Annotated in this window: 17 protein-coding genes; all 17 read right to left on the reverse strand. The window is 57.6% G+C overall.

The annotated features are described in order from the left end of the window. Positions 1 to 310: 310 nt before the first annotated feature. A complete protein-coding gene (gene dnaG, locus PuT2_RS12340; RefSeq protein ID WP_093971287.1) occupies positions 311 to 2353 on the reverse strand; it encodes a DNA primase in 2043 nt (680 codons plus the stop codon). After that, complete coding sequence (gene rpsU / locus PuT2_RS12345; protein ID WP_093971288.1) at positions 2350 to 2562, reverse strand: 30S ribosomal protein S21; 213 nt, start codon at positions 2560 to 2562, stop codon at positions 2350 to 2352. The genes dnaG and rpsU overlap by 4 nt, the downstream gene beginning before the upstream one ends. Positions 2563 to 2682: 120 nt before the next feature. After that, entirely contained in the window at positions 2683 to 3228 is a 546-nt protein-coding gene (locus PuT2_RS12350; protein WP_093971289.1) for a phosphoribosyltransferase, read from the reverse strand. A 93-nt stretch (positions 3229 to 3321) separates the two neighbouring features. Continuing rightward, a complete protein-coding gene (locus PuT2_RS12355; protein ID WP_093971290.1) occupies positions 3322 to 4617 on the reverse strand; it encodes an adenylosuccinate synthase in 1296 nt (431 codons plus the stop codon). Between the two features lie 64 nt (positions 4618 to 4681). Beyond that, positions 4682 to 5854: an ATP phosphoribosyltransferase regulatory subunit gene (locus tag PuT2_RS12360; RefSeq protein ID WP_093971291.1), complete on the reverse strand. Its 1173-nt coding sequence runs from the start codon at positions 5852 to 5854 to the stop codon at positions 4682 to 4684. A gap of 89 nt (positions 5855 to 5943) precedes the next feature. Continuing rightward, on the reverse strand, positions 5944 to 6834 hold the full coding sequence (gene hflC, locus PuT2_RS12365; protein WP_093971292.1) for a protease modulator HflC: 891 nt from the start codon (positions 6832 to 6834) through the stop codon (positions 5944 to 5946). A gap of 15 nt (positions 6835 to 6849) precedes the next feature. Further along, the gene (gene hflK, locus PuT2_RS12370; RefSeq protein ID WP_093971293.1) at positions 6850 to 8169 is read right to left on the reverse strand and encodes an FtsH protease activity modulator HflK; all 1320 of its coding nucleotides are present in this window, start codon (positions 8167 to 8169) and stop codon (positions 6850 to 6852) included. After that, on the reverse strand, positions 8144 to 9241 hold the full coding sequence (gene hflX, locus PuT2_RS12375) for a GTPase HflX (RefSeq protein ID WP_093971294.1): 1098 nt from the start codon (positions 9239 to 9241) through the stop codon (positions 8144 to 8146). The genes hflK and hflX overlap by 26 nt, the downstream gene beginning before the upstream one ends. Positions 9242 to 9316: 75 nt before the next feature. Next, positions 9317 to 9556 (reverse strand): RNA chaperone Hfq, encoded by a 240-nt coding sequence (gene hfq, locus PuT2_RS12380; protein WP_093971295.1) that lies wholly within the window; start codon positions 9554 to 9556, stop codon positions 9317 to 9319. 91 nt (positions 9557 to 9647) lie between these two features. Beyond that, positions 9648 to 10736 carry a histidinol-phosphate transaminase gene (gene hisC, locus PuT2_RS12385; protein ID WP_093971296.1) on the reverse strand — a complete coding sequence of 363 codons (1089 nt, stop codon included), beginning with the start codon at positions 10734 to 10736 and terminating at the stop codon, positions 9648 to 9650. Continuing rightward, complete coding sequence (der, locus tag PuT2_RS12390) at positions 10737 to 12203, reverse strand: ribosome biogenesis GTPase Der (RefSeq protein ID WP_093971297.1); 1467 nt, start codon at positions 12201 to 12203, stop codon at positions 10737 to 10739. Continuing rightward, on the reverse strand, positions 12200 to 13354 hold the full coding sequence (bamB, locus tag PuT2_RS12395; protein ID WP_093971298.1) for an outer membrane protein assembly factor BamB: 1155 nt from the start codon (positions 13352 to 13354) through the stop codon (positions 12200 to 12202). Before bamB ends, der begins: the two co-directional genes overlap by 4 nt. Before the next feature lie 4 nt (positions 13355 to 13358). Next, positions 13359 to 13991, reverse strand: a complete 633-nt coding sequence (locus PuT2_RS12400; protein ID WP_093971299.1) for a tetratricopeptide repeat protein — start codon at positions 13989 to 13991, stop codon at positions 13359 to 13361. A 7-nt stretch (positions 13992 to 13998) separates the two neighbouring features. Next, positions 13999 to 15288, reverse strand: a complete 1290-nt coding sequence (gene hisS / locus PuT2_RS12405) for a histidine--tRNA ligase (protein ID WP_093971300.1) — start codon at positions 15286 to 15288, stop codon at positions 13999 to 14001. A 23-nt stretch (positions 15289 to 15311) separates the two neighbouring features. Continuing rightward, positions 15312 to 16604, reverse strand: coding sequence for a flavodoxin-dependent (E)-4-hydroxy-3-methylbut-2-enyl-diphosphate synthase (ispG, locus tag PuT2_RS12410; RefSeq protein ID WP_093971301.1), 1293 nt, complete (start codon positions 16602 to 16604; stop codon positions 15312 to 15314). A gap of 26 nt (positions 16605 to 16630) precedes the next feature. Further along, positions 16631 to 17134, reverse strand: a complete 504-nt coding sequence (locus tag PuT2_RS12415) for a RodZ family helix-turn-helix domain-containing protein (protein ID WP_093971302.1) — start codon at positions 17132 to 17134, stop codon at positions 16631 to 16633. After that, on the reverse strand, positions 17131 to 18288 hold the full coding sequence (gene rlmN / locus PuT2_RS12420; RefSeq protein ID WP_093971303.1) for a 23S rRNA (adenine(2503)-C(2))-methyltransferase RlmN: 1158 nt from the start codon (positions 18286 to 18288) through the stop codon (positions 17131 to 17133). The genes PuT2_RS12415 and rlmN overlap by 4 nt, the downstream gene beginning before the upstream one ends. Positions 18289 to 18300: the final 12 nt, after the last annotated feature.

An 18300-nucleotide genomic window follows, 5' to 3' on the forward strand; every position in this document is an offset into this window, starting at 1 on the left:
GTGATGCAGCGTTGTTGACTGCGGGTTGCAGACGCCGGTGCCTTAAGATAAATGCCCTGACCAGCTTATGGGTTACAGGGTGCAATGGCCACCAGCCGCCAACCAGCCTGACAACAAACCGCCCCGCATTTTGCGTGGGCCGCAAGGCTTAGGTTAAAGGACGAACTTTGCTGCTTTGCCGGCGTAAAAACACTCGGCACGCAAAAAACCGCCCCACCCTTTGCCTTGTCTGTATCAAACCAATAAAGACGATATAAAACCTTTTATTTTACAGCAGTTAAGTCTTTTTACACAGTAAATTTTCTGCCTATCAAGCTTGGGTCAACTGCGCCAAGCGGCGCGCCAACAACTGGTAGCGCTCGCGGGCTGAATCATCTTTCAGCCCTGCCGCCACCAGCTGCAATTGCTCGGTCTTGATAACATCGAGTTCAACTTTGTGCATGGCGTCGTGCCACTCCGCTACCGGGTCGGGCAAATCGTCGTGCCCCAACACATCGGTAGTCAAATCTGACAAAACCGCTGCCAGATCAGAATCGGGGTCGGCCGCCTCAAGCAGCGCACCCACATGCCGGGCACCGGTCGCACTGATTAAAGCAATCAGGTCTCTTACAAGACTTAGATGAGGGCCGCGCGCCAAAGTTTCAAGCTGCTGGTCGCCCAGCGTGTCGGCAAGCTCGGGGTGAGCAAGCAACAAGCGCAACAGACGCTTGGCCATCGAGGTAACGCTACGGTTACCCCCTCCGGCAATGCCAGGCCGCTGACGCTTGAGCGGCGAACGGCCCTGCTGCCCGAATGACTGACGCTTTGAGCCGGCAAACGGAGCGCGTTGCGACGGCTTGCCTGCATCGGTCTGCCTTGCGCTACCCGACTGCGCTACCGTAAAGGCCGGTGCGTCATCAAACGCCCAACCCGGCGGCTCGCCGTAGCCGGCAGGCTCGAAATCGGGAACCCAGCCATCCTCGGACAATGGCACAGACCCAAAATCATTGTCACCACCCTGCCTGACGACACCAGAGGGCGCAACGGCAGCCTGAACCCCCGGCTCGACGACATCTGGACGCGCGGCATCAAGCAAGGCCGTTAATTCTTCCGGCGTCATTAATACGCGACGCGCAAACTCACGCTCGATCTGCAAGCGCACAGTAGTACCTGCAGGCAGTTGCCCAAGCAAAGGCTTGGCCTCGTGCACACACGCGGCCCGGCCTTCGGGCTCGGTCATGTTGTGTCGAGACGCCAGCTCGTCGAGCATGAAGCTGGACAAGGCCGGCGCGCTTGCCATCAACTCGCGAAACGCTTCAGCGCCATTGGCACGCACGAACGAGTCGGGGTCGTGATCATCGGGTAAGAACAAGAAACGAATGGAGATGTCGTCGCGCAGCAGCGGCAAACAGTTCTGCAGGGCACGCCATGCAGCACGACGCCCGGCCTTGTCGCCATCAAAGCTGAAAATGACGCGATCACTGGCACGCAACAGCTTTTGCACATGCTGAGGCGTAGTGGATGTACCCAGTGTAGCCACGGCATTTTCGAGCCCCAACTGCGCCAGACCCACGACATCCATATACCCCTCGACCACGAGCACGCAACCCTCTGCCCGAATGCCTGTACGCCCCTCCCACAACCCATAGAGCTCTTGCCCCTTGGAAAAAATGGGCGTGTCGGGCGAGTTGAGGTACTTGGGCTCGCCCTTACCGATGACGCGACCGCCAAAACCGATAAGATTGCCCCGCGCATTACGAATGGGGAACATGACCCTTTCGCGAAAACGATCGTAACGACGGCCGTCTTCGGCCTCGATAACCAAGCCGGCTTCAACCAGCAACGGGTCCTCATAATGGGAAAAGACCTGGGCCAAACCACGCCGATCGGTACCTGACCAGCCCAACCCGAAGCGCGCGGCAATTTCGCCGGTAAGCCCCCGCTTTTTCAGGTAATCGGTGGCTGCAGGCGTGGCTTTAAGCAGCTTCAGATAATGCTGTTGTGCCGTATCAAGCAACTGCTGATGTCGTGAAACCTCTTCTTTGCGACGACGCGACGCGGCTTGCGCCTGAGGTGAGCGCTGGGCTTCAGGCACCACCAGCCCGACGTTTGCCGCCAACGAACGCACGGCTTCAGGGAAGCTGGCCCCGGTATGCTCGATAAGAAAGGAAATGGCTGTGCCGTGCGCGCCGCACCCAAAGCAATGATAAAACTGCTTGGTGGGGCTGACGGTAAAAGATGGGGATTTTTCGTTGTGAAAAGGACAGAGGCCAAGCAAGTTGGCCCCACCTTTACGCAACTGCACATACCGCCCGACAACGTCGACTATATCAACCCGGGCGAGTAAGTCTTGTACAAAAGACTCGGGGATCAATACAGACGGGGAGGCAGTTGCTGGCTGCGAATACGCTTGTAGTGGCGCTTGACAGCGGCGGCGTGCTTACGCTTGCGCTCGGCTGTAGGCTTTTCATAGAATTCGCGCGAACGCAGTTCGGTCAAAAGACCGTTTTTTTCAATAGTGCGCTTGAAGCGACGCAGAGCGGCTTCAAAGGGCTCGTTTTCTTTAAGACGAACGGTAGGCATGTATTTCGGTAGCCTTCTGGTTGGTTAGGTTAAATAAAGTGGGCTAAATCAGCCAAAAAACTGTAATTTTAAGCTGCAACTAATTAAAGCCGTATGGTTAGCCTAAGATTCTAGCATGAATCAGATATTTCTGACACCCTTTCGTACCCAGGCCTCGAGTTGGTGGGGACGCAGGCTGTCGTAGTCTTCGAAAGGTTGGTGAATCCAGGGGTTGGTAGGCAATTTTTCGACGAAGTAGTCGGGGGTTGCCTGGGCGTGGCCCTTCCACCACAACACGGCGCTACGCAATTCGGTAATGGCAGGAAACTGCTGACGAAGATGCTCGCCCACACGAATAAAAGTCATGCCGGTATCGACCATGTCGTCTACCAGCAACACCTTACCATCGAGAGTACCACGCGTAATGGTAATGAACTGGGCGATATCGAGGGAGCCTTGCTGGGTACCTGCGGCTTCGCGATAACTGCTGGTGGCCAGAATACCCAAGGGCACATCGAAAATACGCGACAGAACGTCGCCCACCCGCATGCCCCCACGAGCCAGACAGATGATTTTCTCGAATTCCCAGCCAGACTCGTGGATGCTCAGGGCAAGACGCTCGATAAGCGAATGATACTGATCCCAGGAGATCCAGAGGTCGCGGTCGGTGCTTGGGGGCAAGTTCATGAAGAGTCCTTGGAACAAAGAACGTAATAATAAACCGATCGCGCCGCAACGGAAAGCTGCGGCGCGATGGTAAAAGGTTGAAGAGGTTTGGCGTTAACCTTTGAAGGGATGGCGCAAAACGATAGTTTCGAGGCGATCGGGGCCCGTTGACACCATGTCGATACCGACGTCACAAACCTGAGCGATGCGCTCGAGGTAACGGCGGGCATTGACAGGCAGCTTGTCGTATTCGGTGATGCCCACTGTGGACTCCGTCCAGCCGGGCATTTCCTCGAGGACGGGCTCGGCTTCGGCTGCAGCGTGTGCACCGTAGGGCAGCGCATCGAGGAATTGACCCTTATAACGATACCCTACGCCAATACGAATGGTCTCGATGCCATCGAGCACGTCGAGCTTGGTAATACACAGACCCGAAATGCCGTTAATCATGACCGAGCGCTTCATTGCCGCACCGTCGAACCAGCCGCAACGACGCGGACGGCCAGTGACCGAACCGAACTCTTTACCTACTTTGGCCAGATGCGCACCGGTTTCGTCATGAAGCTCGGTCGGGAACGGGCCAGAACCCACACGTGTGGTGTAGGCTTTGGCAATACCCAAAACATACTGCAAGGCTTGCGGGCCAACGCCCGCACCTGCCGCAGCTGCACCTGAAACGCAATTGCTGCTGGTGACGAACGGATACGTGCCGTGGTCGATATCAAGCAATGCGCCTTGTGCGCCTTCAAACAAAAGACTTTGACCAGCCTTTTGCGCCAAATGCAAATTGTTGGATACGTCGGCAACCATGGGTTCGATCTGGCCGGCCAAAGACATGGCTTGTTCGCGCACCTCGTCGGCGGAGACCGCTTCAGCGCCCAGATACTGGGTAAGCACAAAATTGTGGTAGTCGAGCGCCTCGGCGAGCTTTTCGTCGAACACAGCGGGGTTGTACAGATCTTGGACACGAATGGCGCGACGGGCGACCTTGTCTTCGTAGGCCGGACCAATACCACGACCGGTGGTGCCGATTTTGCCATCACCCTTGCGACGTTCGCGCGCTTGATCGACCGCAATGTGGTACGGCAAGATAAGCGGACATGCCGGCGAAATCTGCAGGCGCGAACGGACGTCGAGACCGGCTTGTTCGAGTTCGACGATTTCTTTCAGCAAGGCTTCGGGAGAAAGCACCACCCCGTTACCGATATAGCAAGTGACGCCCGGGTGCATGATGCCCGATGGAATGAGACGCAAAATAGTCTTGGTGCCATTAATCCAGAGGGTATGGCCTGCATTATGGCCACCCTGGAAACGAACGACGCCCTGGGCCGACTCTGCCAGCCAGTCGACGATTTTGCCCTTGCCTTCGTCACCCCACTGGGTGCCGATAACCACGATATTCTTGCTCATGTTGCGATATAGAAAAAGCTAGTCTTTACAACAACTAATTGATTGAACCCTGCGACCCGACGCACTATTGCGCGCCCGGAATCGCCCGTATGACCCATTGCCCATCTTCCTGCACCAGCTCGCGATCGACCTGGAACTCGTCAAGGGAATGGGGTTGCCCTGGTAATACCTGAACCACAATTTCGCCCGCTTCACGCAGACTGCGAATAGCTTGCACCAAGGCCGATTGAGTACCCCAGGGGGCCTGAATGGCGCGCGCCAGCGGCGGCGCACCCAAACCTGCCGACAGCTTGCGCAAGTCGAGGCTGAACCCTGTCGCCGGACGTGACCGGCCAAAAACTTTGCCCACACCATCGTAGCGCCCACCACGCACCAGGGCGTCGTGCCAGCCTTGCGCGTAGATAGAAAACACGACGCCAGAGTGGTAAGCGTAACCTGCACCCGCGTCAGCCAGATCGATGCTGAATTCGTAGTCGGGCAAGGCGGCAACCAACGCTTTGAGGTCGTTGACCGCTTTTAGTACGGCCGGCAAGCGCGGCAAAACCTGTAAAGCCTGATCGAGCATGGCGACACCGCCATAAAGTCGCGGCAGGGCCACCAGCGCCTGGACAGTATCGGGACGTACGTCACTGAGTGTGGCACACAGGCGACTGATTCCCGACACATCTTTTGAGGCCAGCATCTCGGAGAGCTCGGCATCAACTTCGGCCAGGGCCGGGTCGGCATTGACCAGCGCACGGAACACACCCGGATGATTCAGGTCGATACGGGCATTTCGGACCCCGGCGCGCTGTACGCTTTCGAGGGCCAGCTGAATGATTTGAATGTCGGCTTCGACGCCGTCGTGACCAAAGACTTCGGCACCGATTTGCAACAGCTCGCGATCAGAGAGTAAGTCGGCCGGACGTGCGTGCAACACGGTGCCGCAATAACACAACCGCGTCACCCCAGGGCGATTAAGCAGGTGGGCATCGATACGAGACACCTGAGGCGTGATGTCGGCTCGAACGCCTAGCGTGCGGCCCGAGAGCTGATCGACAAGCTTGCAGGTACGCAAGTTGAGATCGCTGCCGGTACCCGACAACAAAGAGTCGAGGTACTCGACCAACGGCGGCGCCACGAGTTCGAACCCGTGGGTGCGGTACAGATCAAGCAGGTCGCGCCGGAGTTCTTCGATGCGACGCGCTTCTGCGGGCAGGATATCGGCCAGATGCTCTGGCAATAACCACTTGGACATTCAAGAAACCTGAAAACGCTTGAGAAGCAACCAAACAAAAAGCGACTTGGGGCGTAAGCCCGCCAAGTCGCTTGCGGAAGTATTTCAACTTACGGCGTATTGTAGCGCGTTTTGCCCGAAGCATCAGACCAGAACTTGAAGAAGTCTGACTTTGGACTTAACACCAGCGTGTCGTCTGAACCCGAGAAAGCCGACTGATAGCTTTCTAGGCTTTTGTAGAAGCTGTAGAAATCGGGATTCCGGCCATAAGCACGTGCGTAGATATCGGCAGCCTGGGCATCGCCCTGACCTTTGATTTCTTGCGCGTCGGCATACGCTTTGGAGAGGATTTCTTGACGTTCGCGGTCGGCCTGAGCACGAATACGTTCGCCGTCGGCTGCGCCGGTAGCCCGTAAACGGTTGGCCTCTTCCTTGCGCTCGGCTTCCATGCGGCGATAGACCGACTCGGAAATTTCGGGGGCAAAGTCGATGCGAATAAGACGAACGTCTACAACCTCGACACCCAAAGGTTTGGCCCGACGATCGACGTTAGCCAACACTTCGCGCATGATGTCGCCGCGCTCGCTGGACACCACCTGCTTCACGGTACGCACGTTGACGGCGGCATTAAGCGCATCGCGAATTTGCGCGCTGAGGCGCTCTTCGGCGGCACGCCGATTCAAACCGAAAGTCACGTAGTACAAACGCGGATCGACAATGCGCCATTTAACGTAGGAGTCGATCAGAAGGTTTTTCTTCTCGGCGGTTTGAATACGCTCGGGGTCGCGCGACTCGATGGTCTGCAGACGACGATCGAGGGTGACGATATTCTCGAAGGGAGGCGGCAGCTTGAAGTACAGCCCGGGTTCGGTGATGGTTTCGCGCACTTCACCCAAGGCAAATACCAAGGCAGCATCACGCTCGCGCACAACAAACACACAAGAAGAGGCTACGGCCAGCAAAATGACCAGACCAACTAGATAGGGAAAGAAACGTTGCATAGTGTGAGGCCTCCGTTAGCGCGAATAAGGGCTCGTCATGAGCGAGCTTGACGACCCGCCGCTATACGGATTGCTACTGCCCGACCGGGCAGCACCCGGTGCATTGGTGGCAGACTTGTCGGCTGCGGCCGGCGTGGACGCAGAGGAAGCACTGGCAGACTGGGTCGCGGCATCGGGGTTGCGCGCGGCTTGCTGCATGATTTTATCGAGTGGCAAATACAGCATGTTGTTGCTCGATTCGCTGTCAATGAACACCTTGGACGATTTCTCGAGGATGGACTGCATCGTCGAGAGATACATACGTTCGCGGGTGACCTCGGGTGCCTTGGCGTACTCGGCTTCGATGCTGCTAAAACGCGCCCCGTCACCTTCAGCACGACTGACCACAGAAACGCGGTAACCTTCGGCCTCTTGAACAAGTCGGGCGGCCTGCCCCTGCGCTTCGGGGATGACGCGGCTGGCGTAGGCGTTACCCTCGTTGATCTGACGTTCGCGGTCTTGACCTGCCTTGACGGCATCATCAAACGCGGCCTGAACCTGCTCGGGCGGCTGCACGTTCTGGATAGCTACCGTGCTGACCTGAATGCCGGTCTGGTAACGATCAAGGATTTCCTGGGCAAGGCGCTGCACATCAGCGGCAATTTGCGTACGGGCCGAATACAACACGGAGTCCATGGGCTGACGGCCGACCACATCGCGCATGGCGGTTTCGGCTGCCTGGCGGACGGATTCGTCTGGATCGACGGTTTTGAAAAGATAATCGGGCGCACCGTTGGGCATCAGACGATATTGCACCACGTACTGCACATCGACGATGTTCTCGTCAGTAGTCAGCATGAGGGATTCGGGCAACACCTTGTTGCGCGCCGACCCGCGGAAACCGACTTCAAACGTACGCAATTGCGAAATATTGACGGTTTGATGCTCTTCGATGGGGTATGGCATATGCCATTGCAAACCCGGATTAAGGGTTTTGACATACTTACCGAATTTGGTGACCACCGCGACCTGCCCTTCTTGGACAACCACGAAGCCGCTGGCCAGCCACAAGCCCACCAAGACGACCAGCCCACCAACTACCAGCTTGGGGGAACCCTTGGGCAACTGTACGGGGTTACCGCCGCCACCTTGGTAACCACCGCCGCCGCCACGACGGCCTTTACGCCCGAACAATGAACCGACGCGGTTGTTGAAATCGCGCCAGACCTCGTCGAGGTCGGGCGGACCGCCGTTATTGCCCTGGTTGTTATCGGGTTTACGGGGCGGCTCGTTGCCGCCTTTTCCGCGACCCCAGCCGGGATCATTCAAGTTAAATATTTTCGACATTAAACGCATTATTTCCTGCGACTTGACCTGATTCGACGATGGCCTGACGAAGGCCGTCAAGGCCCGCCCGCGTCAGGGCACTAACAAATACGCGCACAATGGTACCATGTTCGTCGCGCTCTACCCGCGGCTCGTAGCCTGCGGCATCTATTTTGTTGTACACCATAATTCGCGGGATATCACCAGCCCCGATATCTGCGAGCACTTTGTGCACCTCGGCGATTTGCTCGTCACGCTGATGACTTGAGGCATCGACCACGTGCAGCAATAAGTCGGCCTGCACGGTTTCTTCAAGCGTCGCCCTGAACGCCGCGATAAGCGTAGGCGGCAAATCGCGAATGAACCCCACGGTGTCAGACACCACCACTTGCCCCGTGCCTTCTATCCAGAGCTTGCGCGTGGTGGTATCAAGCGTGGCAAACAATTGATCGGCCGCATAGGCGCCCGCCCGGGTCAATGCATTGAACAGGGTTGACTTGCCCGCGTTGGTATACCCTACCAACGAAATCGACATGATGCCACCGCGCATGCGAGAACGCCGTTGTGTACTGCGCTGACGCTGGGCACGGTCTAGCCGTTCGCGCAACAGCTTGACTTTGGCGCCAATCATGCGGCGGTCCATTTCGAGCTGGGACTCGCCTGGCCCACGCATACCGATACCGCCACGCTGACGTTCAAGGTGAGTCCACAAACGCGTCAAACGTGTCGACAAGTGCTGCAATTGCGCCAGCTCGACCTGAAGCTTACCCTCATGACTTTTGGCGCGTAACGCAAAAATATCCAGGATAAGCGCCACGCGATCGACCACCCGCCGGTTCAGGCCACGTTCGAGGTTGCGTTGCTGGGCCGGCGAAAGCGGCTGGTCGAACAAGATGATGTCGGCCTCGTTCTCGTCGGCCATTAACTTGGCTTCTTCGAGCTTGCCTGTACCGATGAAATAGGCGGCGTCGGGCCGCTGTCTTCGGGCTACCAAATGACCGACAATGTCGGCGCCAGCACCTTCGGCCAGCATGATGAACTCTTCGGTATGGGCAGGGAAATCGGGATTGCCCAGATCGACGCTAATAACTAAAGCTTTCATGTAGTGCACAAAAACGAAACGCCCGCCTGCGCGACGCGCATGGCGGGCTGTTCGTAGAGAGGGGCGACTGCAGCGTTATTCAGCGGCAGCGTCATCGAGCTGGAGATTGACCGGACGAGCAGGCACGACCGTAGAAATAGCATGCTTGTACACCATTTGGGTAACGGTATTACGCAGCAAAACGACGTACTGGTCGAAAGATTCGATTTGGCCCTGCAGCTTGATACCGTTAACCAGATAAATGGATACAGGCACGTGCTCTTTGCGCAGTGCGTTCAGGAACGGGTCTTGTAATGTTTGCCCTTTGTTGCTCATTGGCTTAACTCCAATTGTGTTGTTATGGATAAATACCGCAAACGTCTACTGTACAGGGTTTCCCCGTAATTCGCCACGATTGCCTGACAAATTACTGTAATTTTTGGTCGCCCAGCAAAACGGCTAACACCTGACACAAGCGTTGGCATTCGTCGGGCGTACCCACCGTAATACGCAAGAACTGATCGATGCGAGGCTGAGCAAAATGACGCACCAGAATACGATTCTCGCGCAGCCCTCGCGCCAGTCCGGCAGCATCGTGCTTTGGATGACGCGCGAATACAAAATTGGCGGCGCTGGGCAATACCTGAAAACCCAATGCAACCAGGTCAGCCGTCAGCGCGTCGCGCGCATCGATAATAGCCTGACATGCACGCCTGAAGTAATCGCGGTCTTGAATGGACGCGATGGCGCCCGCCTGCGCAATGCTGTCGAGTGGGTATGAGTTAAAGCTGTCTTTTACCCGCACCAGCGCTTCGATAATAGCCGGACTACCCACGGCATAACCCACGCGCAAGCCTGCCAAAGAGCGCGATTTTGAAAGCGTATGCACCACCGCAATGTTGTCAAATTCTGACAACAGGGCAACAGCGGACTCGGCACCGAAGTCGACATAAGCCTCGTCGACGATAACGGCGACGTCGGGATTGGCCCGCGCGATGCGACGGATATCGTCAAGCCCAAGCGCCATGCTGGTCGGCGCATTAGGGTTGGCAAAAATAATGCCCGCCGGAGTTACCGCACGCGTCTGCGTGTAATCGTCGACATTGATTGAAAAGTCGTCAGCCAGCGGTTGAAGCTCGGCGGGAACGTCGAACAAACGGCAATACGTTTTATAAAAGCTATAGCTGATGTCGGGCATGAGCAAAGGCCGCCCGGCGTGCCGGAACAAGCCGTTGAACACATGGGCCAGCACTTCGTCGGAACCGTTACCGACAAAAACCTGAGCGGGCGACACGCCGTGATGCTCGGCAATTGCTTGACACAGCGCGGTGGATTGCGGATCGGGGTACAACCGCAGCCGCTCGTTTGCCGCTTCCTGCATGGCCTTGATGGCCAACGGCGATGGCCCCCACGGATGCTCGTTGGTATTGAGCTTGAGCAGGTCGAGAATTTTCGGCTGCTCGCCAGGCACGTAAGGCGAAAGCCCAGCAACGTGATCACTCCAGAAACGGCTCAATCAGGCCCCCTTCTGAATATACGGATTATTTGATGACTTGAATTCGATACGCAACGGTGTGCCCTCGAGCTTGAACGCCGCCCTGAACCGGGCCTCAAGGTAGCGACGATAAGCATCGGGGATGGCATCGAGCGCGTTACCGTGAATAACGATGAGCGGCGGGTTCTGCCCGCCCTGGTGTGCGTAGCGCATTTTGGGGCGGAAAATACCTTTTCGAGGTGGTGGCTGCTGCTCGACGGCCGCCAGCAACACGCGCGTGAGCTTGGGCGTTGACAACTTCGAAAACGCGGCCGCATGTGCCGACCTGATCGACTTGAGCAAAGGCTGAATACCCTTGTCTTTAAGTGCCGAGATGGTGTGCATACGCGCAAACGATAAAAACCGTAGTTTGCGTTCGAACTCGTGCTTGATGCGGTCTCGCTCTTCGGCGTTGAGGCCGTCCCACTTATTTATCGCCACAACCAGGGCGCGCCCTGTTTCGACAATAAACCCGGCAATGTGAGCGTCTTGATCGGAAATTTCGGCGTGGGCATCGAGCATGAGCACAACCACGTTGCAAGCCTCGATGGCCTGCAAGGTTTTAATGACCGAAAACTTTTCAATGGCCTCGAAGACCTTGCCGCGACGACGCAAGCCCGCCGTGTCGATCAGGGTAAACGACGTACCTTCGTGTTCGAAGTCGATCTCGATGGCGTCGCGGGTCGTGCCTGGCATGTCGAATGCAATGACGCGCTCTTCGCCCAGCAACGTGTTGATAAGCGTCGACTTGCCGACGTTGGGCCGCCCCACGATCGCCAGCTTTATGCGATGGCGCTTGTTCTCGTCGGCTTGCTGGTCGTCGGCTGATTCGTCTGCCTCGGCATCCAAATCAGGCAAACCGCCTTCAGCGTCGATGTCCAATACATCGCCGTACGTATCTTCGTCGGCTGAGATATCGGCGCGATCGTCGTCGGCCCCCTCGTCGAGAAACGATAAGGCGTGCTCGATGAGGTCGACGACGCCGTCGCCGTGCGAAGCTGAGATGGGGTAAGGTTCACCCAAACCCAGTTCGTGGAATTCGGCGATGGCACCAGCATTGCGCATGCCTTCGGCCTTGTTCACTGCCAGAAACACCCGTTGACCCGAGCGACGCAATAAGCGCGCGATTTCGTGGTCGTGGGCATTAACACCTGCACGAGCATCGACCAGAAAAATGACAACATCGGATTCGGCAATGGCTTGCTGGGTTTGGCGCGCCATTTCGGCCACAATGCCGCTTTTGGCAACAGGCTCGAAACCACCGGTATCGACAGCCAGGAAAGGATACTTTCCGACCCGGCCTTCGCCGTAATGGCGGTCGCGCGTCAACCCGGAAAAATCGGCCACCAGAGCAGCACGCGAACGGGTAAGACGGTTGAACAACGTGGATTTACCCACGTTGGCCCGACCGACCAAAGCCACTACCGGCTTGAATAAAACCTTTTTCAATTGACACCAACCAAAACTAAACTGCCATTACCCGTCTGGACCAGCACGCCACGCGGCGTGGAGACCAACGGTGAGACCACTGCCCCACCGCCAACCTGCAGACGGCCAAGCAAACGGCCGTCGGAAGACGAGAGAAAGTGGACGTATCCATCGTAATCACCAAAGGCAACCGCCGAACCAACCACAGCCGGACCGGACAAGCGGCGGTTGCGCAAAGCATCTTGTCGCCATTGCTCGCCACCGTCGGTCAGGCTGAAGGCGTAAACCGTATCACGCCCGGCTGCACCGTATACCTGACGACTATCGGAGGCAATGCCCGTGGTCGTGGAGAACGCCTGTTCCCAAACCGGGATCCCACCCTGAGCGATATCGAAACACACGATACGCCCTTGATAAGAGGCGCCGCACAGCAACGACCCCTGAGTTTGCGGCGCGCCCACAACGTCATTGATGCGTTCCAGGTCGGTGGCGCCGCGCGGTGTCGATACTGTGCCTTCCCATTGCACCGCGCCGTCTTGGGCAGAAATGACAATAAGACGACCATTGGGCAAACCGGAAATGACCACCCCTTCGATGATCAGCATTTGCATATTGGTTTTTAGCGCCAGCGCCGGACCTGGGCGCTGCACAGACCACAGTCGGTCGCCCGTGGCAGCGTCGAATGCCTGGATGCGGTAGTCGCTGCTACGCACCACGACAACGCCTGCGCCCACGACGGGCGGCACAAAAACTTCGCTGGAGGCCTGGGCGCGCCATTTTTCCTGGCCCTGGTCGTCGAATGCCACTACCGTACCATCAGGGCCTGCAACTGCAGTTGTGATGCCATCGGAACCTACCCCTGCAGACAAGTCGACGCCTGCGTCGGCCCGCCATTGCATACCGCCGCCCGACAAGCTGGCCTTGACGACATTACCATTGGGGGTCGCCGCGTAAACGCTGTCCCCCACAACAACGGGTACGAAACCGGAACCGCCGCCGCTACCGATATTGACCGACCAGGCCATGCTGGCCGAAACGCCTGCCGGATATTCGGTAAGCGGGGCCGGCTCGAAGCGTGGGTCTTTGGGCGTAAACCAGGAGCAGCCTGCCAACACAGAAAGGCTGAGCGCCGCAACGGCACACTTCAGACGACGAGACATAACAGCATGCATAAGGTCAGACTCCGAGGGCGTCAATTTTGAGTTGAATAATTTGGGTCATGGGGTCGGCGCCCAAGGCTTCGATAGCATTCAGCCAGGCAGACTTGGCGTCTTCTTTCTTGCCTTGTGCGGCCAGAACATCGCCCTGACGGTCGGAGAACAAGGCCTCGAAGGCTTCAGGCCCGTTGGCGACCAGCGCCAACGCGGCGTCGTACTCTTTCTGTTCGAGCAAAACACCGGCAAGACGCAACTGGGCCAAAGGCACCAGTGCGGGGTCTTTACTGTTGTCGATAACCCACTGCAATTGTTCTTTGGCGCCTGCGTAATCTTGCTGTTGTGCCAACACCTGGGCAGCCACCAAGGCGCCGCGCGTGGTGTAACCCGACGCCGGGAAGTCGGCACGCAGGGTCTGGCTCGCCGCCTTGACCCGCTCGAGGGAGTCATCACCCGGCTTGGTGGCCGCAGATTCGAGGGCTTCGAAGTAACCCATGGCCTGACGGGCCTGATTACCTTCGTACCACTGCCAACCGCGCCAACCGGCGAAGGCCAGCGCAACAACCGCAACTACTGTCACGATCAACGTGCCGTAACGGTCCCACCACTGCCGGATTGCGTCTAGTTTTTCCTGTTCTTCGAGATCGTATGCCATGCTGTTTTTATACCTTTTGTTTCAGGACTTCTACCAGACGGGTCATTGGAACCGTCTCTTGTTGCTGGCCATCGGAGATGGCATCGGCGCGCAGCCATTTTATGCTGACCGTGTTTTCGCGCAACTCATCTTCGCCAATAATGACTGCCGCCTGTGCGCCACTGGCATCGGCACGCTTGAACTGCGACTTGAAACCAGACGATCCGGCATGAACAATGACACGCACGCCAGCGTCGCGCAATGATTCGGCCAGTGTGGCCGCAGCGCGTTGCGCCGCATCAGACTGGTGAATCATGTAAACCTGACACTCGGGTACGGCCAGCGGTGCCTGAGACTGGCTCCAGAGATCGAGCAAACGCTCCATACCAATGGCAAAACCAACCGCCGGGGCGCTTTTGCCACCCAGAAGCTCGATGAGGCCGTCGTAGCGCCCACCGCCGCAGACCGTGCCCTGCGCGCCCAACTGGTCGGTAATCCATTCGAAAACCGTACCGTTGTAGTAATCGAGACCACGCACCAGACGAGGGTTAAGGGTGTACGAAATTCCGGCGTCGGCCAACCGGGCGCACACGCCGTCGAAGTGTGCGCGCGACTCGTCGCCCAGGAAGTCGAAAAGACTGGGGGCCGCATTAGCCATGTCTTGCATGGCAGGGTTTTTGGTGTCGAGCACACGCAGCGGATTGGTGTGCATGCGACGTCGGGCCTCTTCGTCGAGTACGTCGATGTGGGCTTCGAGATGCCGCACCAGCGCCTCGCGGTGCGCGGCCCTTTCGTGGGGCTGACCCAACGAATTCAGCTCGAGGCGCACATGCTGAAGCCCCAACGTCTTCCAGAGACGAGACAGCATCACGATCAATTCGGCGTCGATATCGGGGCCGGCGAACCCAAGCGCCTCGACGTCGATTTGATGAAACTGGCGATACCGGCCGCGCTGAGGCTTTTCGTGACGAAATACCGGACCCAACGAATACACACGTTGCGGACGGTCGTACAACAAGTTGTGTTCGATGGTGGCGCGAACAATGCCCGCAGTGAACTCGGGGCGCAGGGTAAGGTGTTCATCGTTCAACGCATCGGTGAACGAATACATTTCTTTTTCGACGATGTCGGTAACTTCGCCAATACCTCGCGTAAACAAACGTGTGTGCTCGAGCACAGGCGCGCGCATGTTGCGGTACCCGTAGGCGGCCAGCCACTGCCGGACTATTTCTTCGAGTTGCTCCCAGTGCGCGCTGGATTCTGGCAAGACATCTTTCATGCCGGTAATGGCATGCACTTTTTTAAACGACTGCGACATAAATGCTCTTTTTGCGTAACCGGTTAGCGGGAGTGACCACCAACCCCATATTTTTCTTCGACGTAACGCTCGACAATGGCCTGGAACTCGCTGGCGATGCTATCACCTTTAAGCGTAACCGTGCGGCGGCCGTCGACGTAGACTGGCGCCGAGGGCACCTCGCCCGTACCCGGCAGGCTGATACCGATGTCGGCGTGCTGGCTTTCGCCTGGGCCGTTCACCACGCACCCCATCACGGCAACATTCATGGTTTCGACACCCGGATAACGCGTTTTCCAGACCGGCATTTGCTGACGCAAATAGGTTTGAATGCTATCGGCCAGTTCTTGAAACACCGTGCTGCTGGTACGCCCGCAACCCGGACACGCAACCACCATGGGCGTGAACGCACGCAACCCCATAGTTTGCAAAATTTCTTGCGCCACAACGACTTCGCGCGTGCGGTCTCCGCCCGGCTCGGGCGTGAGCGAGATGCGAATAGTATCGCCAATACCCTGTTGCAGCAAAACCGCGAGCGCAGCCGTCGAGGCAACGATGCCCTTGCTGCCCATGCCGGCTTCGGTCAGGCCCAAATGCAAGGGATAGTCGCAACGCGAAGCCAGGTCTTGGTAAACCGCGATAAGGTCTTGCACATGGCTGACCTTGCACGACAACACGATGGCATTGCCTGGCAACCCGAGGGCCTCGGCACGCTGTGCGTTGCTGATGGCCGATACGACAAGCGCTTCGCGCATGACTGCCTGTGCGGCCCATGGCTGCGCCCGGCGACTATTTTCATCCATCATTTTGGCCATGAGGCTACTGTCGAGACTGCCCCAATTAACGCCAATACGCACCGGCTTGTTGTAACGACAGGCCACTTCAATCATTTGAGCAAAGTTGTCGTCGCGTTTGTTACCCGCGCCCATATTGCCCGGGTTGATACGATACTTGGACAATGCCTGGGCACAATCAGGAAACTGGGTAAGCAGCTTGTGGCCGTTGTAATGAAAGTCGCCCACCAGGGGGACGTTAACGCCCATGCGGTCAAGCTGCTCACGAATGGCGGGCACTTGCGCTGCGGCTTCGGGCGTGTTGACGGTAATACGCACGACTTCGGAGCCGGCCATAGCCAGATCTTTGACCTGAATGGCGGTTGCGATGGGGTCGGCCGTATCGGTATTGGTCATGGACTGCACGACAACCGGCGCACCTCCACCGACACGCACCGTGTGATCGTTCCAGGAAAGAACGACCTGACGGGTGTCGCGGCGGGACGCGGGGCCCACGGAAACATTTGGCCGGTCTTGACCGGCCGGGGAGTCAATATGCGTCATTGCTGCTGTAACAGACTAATGTAAAGTCAGGACTGAGCCGACCGGAACCATTCGAGGGTCAGCCAGGCTTCAGGCACCCAGCCACGGTCGACAGCATAAAAACCGGCAGCCGCCAACACCAACAAAATCACCACAAACCAAACCCACGAGAAACCGCGGGATTCGTGCTGAACAGGAAGATCGGATGGCGTAAAGGCGGCCCCGCCCTCGATGGGCGCAATACCAGCTTTGGGCACGGCTGCATTGCCGGTTTGATTGCCGAGCATCACCATAATGGCATCGACATCGGCCTCGAGGAAACGCGCATAATTTTTAACCATGCCGCGTAAAGGCAAGCCCACCGGAAGGTCGGCCCATTGCTCGGCTTCGAGCGCTTGCAACTGCCGTGTAGAAAACTTCAATCGGGCGGAGGCTTCAGACAGTGTGACGCGCCGCGCCTGTCTCAGGGTTTTCAGCGTTGCGCCGACACCGTCTCGTAAGTTGACGACGGAACCGGACTGCGCCTCTTCTTTGAGCAGGGGTTGGTTCATGCATGCTCCTCTTTGATGAGTATGGTGGCACGATCGGGCAACCTTTCGTTGATGCGCGTGCGGTCTTTGACATCGCCGGCCAGTTGACCACAAGCAGCAGCGATGTCGTCGCCGCGTGTTTTACGCACTGTAGTGACGACACCGGCATCGGTCAGCCGCTGCGCGAAAATACGAACCCGGGCAGCTGGGGAGCGCTTCAACCCCGACTGAGGAAAAGGGTTAAACGGGATCAGGTTGAACTTGCAACGTACCTGCCGCGCGATATCAATGAGTTCGCGGGCGTGCTGATCGGTGTCATTGACACCGTCAAGCATTATGTATTCGAAAGTGATGAAATCGCGCGGTGCATGCTGCAAATAACGATTGCAGGCGTCGAGCAGTTCGCGCAACGAATGTTTGCGATTAAGGGGTACCAGGCGATCGCGCAGGGCATCGTTGGGGGCATGCAGCGATACCGCCAGAGCCACGGGACAATCTTGGGCAAGACGGTCGATGAAAGGCACGACGCCCGATGTACTGACCGTTACCCGGCGACGCGACAACCCATAGGCGTTGTCGTCGAGCATGAGGCGCAAGGCCCCCAGGACGTTGTCGTAATTGAGCAAGGGTTCGCCCATGCCCATCATGACGACGTTGGTGATCACGCGCTGCGGCGGCGCTACCGAGCCGGGGCCATCGATGCGCGCACTGCCCAAGTCGGCCTCGAGGGTGCGTTTCGCATGCCACAGCTGCCCGATGATTTCGGCGGTGGTGAGGTTTCGGTTGAAACCCTGATAACCCGTAGAGCAAAACGGGCACGCAACCGTGCAGCCGGCCTGGCTGGAAATGCATAAGGTGCCGCGATCATCTTCAGGAATGAAGACGGTTTCGACGGCGTTGTTGTTGCCGACATCGAACAGCCACTTGCGTGTACCATCGGACGAGCGCTGTTCGGTTTGTACGCTCGGCGCAACAATGCAGCAATGCTGGTCGAGCTGGCCGCGAAACTCGCGGGCCAGATCGGACATGACCTCGAACGAACCCGCGCTTCGCTGATGCACCCAGCGCATAAGCTGACGTGCACGAAACGGCTTGCCACCCCACTGCGCAACCAGATCGGTCAGTTCGGTGGCGCCCAGGCCAAGTACGTTGGTTCGTTCGGTAGTATCGGTCATGAGTTTGGGCGG

It is taken from the genome of Pusillimonas sp. T2 (assembly GCF_002236805.1).
Lineage (GTDB): Bacteria > Pseudomonadota > Gammaproteobacteria > Burkholderiales > Burkholderiaceae_B > Neopusillimonas.

Excerpts from the sequence above, each read along its gene's own strand:
- rpsU (WP_093971288.1), bottom strand. The coding sequence starts at position 2,562 with ATGCCTACCGTTCGTCTTAAAGAAAACGAGCCCTTTGAAGCCGCTCTG.
- PuT2_RS12350 (WP_093971289.1), bottom strand. The coding sequence starts at position 3,228 with ATGAACTTGCCCCCAAGCACCGACCGCGACCTCTGGATCTCCTGGGAT.
- PuT2_RS12355 (WP_093971290.1), bottom strand. The coding sequence starts at position 4,617 with ATGAGCAAGAATATCGTGGTTATCGGCACCCAGTGGGGTGACGAAGGC.
- PuT2_RS12360 (WP_093971291.1), bottom strand. The coding sequence starts at position 5,854 with ATGTCCAAGTGGTTATTGCCAGAGCATCTGGCCGATATCCTGCCCGCA.
- hflC (WP_093971292.1), bottom strand. The coding sequence starts at position 6,834 with ATGCAACGTTTCTTTCCCTATCTAGTTGGTCTGGTCATTTTGCTGGCC.
- hflK (WP_093971293.1), bottom strand. The coding sequence starts at position 8,169 with ATGCGTTTAATGTCGAAAATATTTAACTTGAATGATCCCGGCTGGGGT.
- hflX (WP_093971294.1), bottom strand. The coding sequence starts at position 9,241 with ATGAAAGCTTTAGTTATTAGCGTCGATCTGGGCAATCCCGATTTCCCT.
- hfq (WP_093971295.1), bottom strand. The coding sequence starts at position 9,556 with ATGAGCAACAAAGGGCAAACATTACAAGACCCGTTCCTGAACGCACTG.
- bamB (WP_093971298.1), bottom strand. The coding sequence starts at position 13,354 with ATGCATGCTGTTATGTCTCGTCGTCTGAAGTGTGCCGTTGCGGCGCTC.
- PuT2_RS12400 (WP_093971299.1), bottom strand. The coding sequence starts at position 13,991 with ATGGCATACGATCTCGAAGAACAGGAAAAACTAGACGCAATCCGGCAG.
- hisS (WP_093971300.1), bottom strand. The coding sequence starts at position 15,288 with ATGTCGCAGTCGTTTAAAAAAGTGCATGCCATTACCGGCATGAAAGAT.
- ispG (WP_093971301.1), bottom strand. The coding sequence starts at position 16,604 with ATGACGCATATTGACTCCCCGGCCGGTCAAGACCGGCCAAATGTTTCC.
- PuT2_RS12415 (WP_093971302.1), bottom strand. The coding sequence starts at position 17,134 with ATGAACCAACCCCTGCTCAAAGAAGAGGCGCAGTCCGGTTCCGTCGTC.
- rlmN (WP_093971303.1), bottom strand. The coding sequence starts at position 18,288 with ATGACCGATACTACCGAACGAACCAACGTACTTGGCCTGGGCGCCACC.